This is a genomic window from Collinsella aerofaciens, assembly GCF_015557435.1.
Lineage (GTDB): Bacteria > Actinomycetota > Coriobacteriia > Coriobacteriales > Coriobacteriaceae > Collinsella > Collinsella aerofaciens_Z.
The window spans coordinates 1-3,033 of sequence record NZ_JADNOH010000004.1 but is presented as its reverse complement, the minus strand read 5'-3'; the positions used below and the strand labels follow the sequence as shown (position 1 = coordinate 3,033).

Annotated in this window: 4 protein-coding genes; 3 read left to right on the top strand and 1 reads right to left on the bottom strand. The window is 54.5% G+C overall.

The genetic code is table 11. From position 1 onward, the window contains the following. Positions 1 to 211: 211 nt before the first annotated feature. Positions 212 to 772: a TetR/AcrR family transcriptional regulator gene (locus I2G43_RS00420; RefSeq protein ID WP_195534661.1), complete on the bottom strand. Its 561-nt coding sequence runs from the start codon at positions 770 to 772 to the stop codon at positions 212 to 214. A 143-nt stretch (positions 773 to 915) separates the two neighbouring features. On the opposite strand from I2G43_RS00420, the gene I2G43_RS00415 reads away from it, so the two are divergent. From I2G43_RS00415 to I2G43_RS00405, 3 genes are read left to right on the top strand one after another with little or no spacing between them, the layout of a single operon-like run. Beyond that, the gene (locus I2G43_RS00415; RefSeq protein WP_055252679.1) at positions 916 to 1,116 is read left to right on the top strand and encodes a hypothetical protein; all 201 of its coding nucleotides are present in this window, start codon (positions 916 to 918) and stop codon (positions 1,114 to 1,116) included. After that, positions 1,113 to 1,802 carry a radical SAM mobile pair protein A gene (locus I2G43_RS00410; protein WP_055252677.1) on the top strand — a complete coding sequence of 230 codons (690 nt, stop codon included), beginning with the start codon at positions 1,113 to 1,115 and terminating at the stop codon, positions 1,800 to 1,802. The genes I2G43_RS00415 and I2G43_RS00410 overlap by 4 nt, the downstream gene beginning before the upstream one ends. Further along, positions 1,790 to 2,698 carry a radical SAM mobile pair protein B gene (locus I2G43_RS00405; RefSeq protein ID WP_195534660.1) on the top strand — a complete coding sequence of 303 codons (909 nt, stop codon included), beginning with the start codon at positions 1,790 to 1,792 and terminating at the stop codon, positions 2,696 to 2,698. The genes I2G43_RS00410 and I2G43_RS00405 overlap by 13 nt, the downstream gene beginning before the upstream one ends. The last annotated feature ends 335 nt before the right edge of the window (positions 2,699 to 3,033 follow it).

The window sequence follows — 3,033 nt, the reverse complement described above, 5'->3', positions numbered from 1 at the left end:
CGGATGCGCACCTGTTGAGCGTCAACATCTCGAACGGCTCGGCTCCGCTGCAGCTTGGAAGCAAGGCAGGGGCGATCCAGGCCGATTTGGGCGCCCTGCTCTCGGTGGCGCGGGCAGGTGGCGAGTAACGCGGAGCGGTAGACGCGCAATGAGGTTTTAGCCGCAGCCTCCGAACGAGAGGGCTCGGAGGCTGGTATTCCTGAATCGCAGGTCACGATGGGTTATCGGAATCGCGAAGAGCGGATACCGCCAGTAAGCCCCCTTCGGGATAGGCGTTGAGCAGCTCCTGGGCATGGGCGAACTCGGGGCCTCGTCTCCAGCCGAGCAGGCGGTTGACGGCCAGATCGCCCTGGACGTTGTGGACGAAGAGCAGGAAGGCGTCTTCGCGTGAAAGCCCTGTTTTCTCCATGACCCAGGGAACCATCTGCTCCGCTCCGCGTTCTATGACGCGCTGGGCTACGCGAGCGTATGAGTCGCTGTCCGAATAAAGCAGGCGATAATCGTCGTCTGCCGACGGACGCTGGCAAAGCGTTGCCGATTCAACCCCCTCAAGCGGGGGAGCCGCTGCCAATGCCTCGTCGATAAGCGCATCGAGCAGCGCGTACTTATCCTCGCAATGCAGATAGAACGTTCCCCGGTTGATCTCGGCGCGGCGGCAGATGTCCGCCACCGTCATCTTCGCGAAGCCGACCTCGGCCAGCAGCGCGAAGAACGCCTCCTGTATGACCGAGAGGGTGTAGCGCCGCCGGCGGTCGATCTTGGTTTCTCCCATCGCCTCTCCAATCTGAGTCGTTTGACAATGTCCAGTAGCTGTTCGTTTATCGACAGGTGCACGCGTTTGTTCATTGCCCCTGCGAAAATCAACAAGGATACTGTTTATAGACACCTGTTTTTTATAGCTGAAAGGGAGCACGGATGACCCTGTGCGAGAAGCTCGGCATCGGGCTTGTCAGCCGATCGTTTTCCCATCGGGCCGTCTATCGAAACGGCGGCACGTCATACGATTTGAGCGATTGCGAGCCTGCTGCTTGCAAGCAAGATATCGAGGCTTTTGCCCGCAAGGTGGGGAAGGCTGATTGCGTGTTTACGGGAGAGGCAGGTAGGCAGGCGTTATGAGCATCTGCATCAAAAATCAGATTCAGAATATGAATATCGTCATCGGCTGCACGGTGGGGTGTCCATATTGCTATGCCCGTAACAATGTGAAACGTTGGCATATGATTGACGACTTCGCTGATCCTGCGTTCTTCCCGAGCAAGCTCAAGATGATGGAAAAGAAACGCCCGCAGAACTTTCTCCTTACCGGCATGAGCGATCTCTCCGGGTGGAAGCTGGAATGGCGAGACGAGGTATTTGCAAAGATCCATGAGAATCCACAGCATCAGTTCCTGTTCCTGACCAAGAGACCCGATTTGCTGGATTTAGATACCGACCTGGAAAACGCATGGTTCGGCGTTACGGTGACGAGGAAAGCGGAGCTGTGGCGTATCGACGCCCTTCGGAAAAACGTCAAAGCAAATCACTTCTTCGTTACTTTTGAGCCGCTATTCGACGATCCCGGTACGGTCGACCTTTCCGGAATCAACTGGATCGTCGTCGGTACCATGACCGGGGCGCAGAGCAGGAAGGTTCATACGGAACCGGAGTGGGCATGGTCTTTGACGGACCAGGCGCACGCGCTTGGCATTCCAATGTTTATGAAGGAAGACCTCGTCTCTGTCATAGGGGACGAAAACATGATTCAGGAATTGCCGGAAGAATTCGAAAGAGTGCTGGAGGTGCAGAGAACATGGCGGAAGTGATCGATGGAATCCTCATCAATGAGGTGGAAGCAAAGAACATCATGACCAAGTCCAGCCTGCCGGTAGGCGGCTACTCGGTCAATCCCTATGTAGGCTGCACGCATGCCTGCAAGTATTGCTATGCCTCCTTTATGAAGCGCTTTACCGGACACAAGGAGGAATGGGGCACCTTTCTTGATGTGAAGCATTGGCCGGAAATCAAGAATCCGAAGAAATACGCTGGACAGCGGGTGGTTATCGGTTCTGTGACGGATGGCTACAATCCACAGGAGGAGCGATTCGGGAATACCAGGAAACTCCTGGAGCAGCTGATTGGCAGCGATGCAGATATTCTGATCTGCACAAAGTCCGATCTTGTGGTACGGGATATCGATCTGCTGAAGAGGCTTGGACGAGTGACCATTTCATGGTCGATCAACACGCTGGATGAGAACTTCAAGAACGATATGGACTCCGCGTCGAGCATCGAGCGTCGTATCGCTGCTATGAAGCAGGTGTATGACGAAGGTATCCGTACGGTCTGCTTCGTGTCCCCGGTATTTCCCGGCATCACGGATTTTGAGATGATTTTTGAGCGAGTAAAAGATCGGTGCGATTTGTTTTGGCTCGAAAATCTCAATCTTCGGGGTGGTTTCAAAAAAGCGATCCTGGATTATATCGCCGAGAAACATCCCAATCTCGTACCGCTTTACGATGAGATCTATAACAAGCGCAACCGTAGCTATTTTGAAGCGCTTGAAGTAAAAGCCGAGGAAATGGCCAAGAAGTACGATTGCCCCTTTGTGGACAACGAAATGCCTTATGGCAGAGTCCCCCAGGGGCATCCGGTGATCGTGGACTACTTCTATCACGAGGAAGTCCGAGGGTCGGATAATAGCGGAAAAAGAAATCGTTAAACGGAAACCGACGACGATTCGCTCGAGCGATTAGCGTCCACGCGTGGCTTCTGCCGATTGGCGCAACGGGCGACGGATTAAGGGATCGCTCGGGCGGATGATCCCGCTGCAGTACAGGCGGTCGCTCAATTTAGCGGCATGAGCGTTTTCGCACGGAAAACCAGTATCCCCTGTGCCGAGTTTAATCGTAGCGAATACAATGGGCACTGAGCATCAATCGAAAGTAGTCAAGAGCCTTTTCGACGGCTTCTACCACCTCTACCCCAGCCTCGAGCAGCGATGGGCATACTATGCGCGATACATCGACTTCATGCTGCGCGAGCCGACCTCGCAGC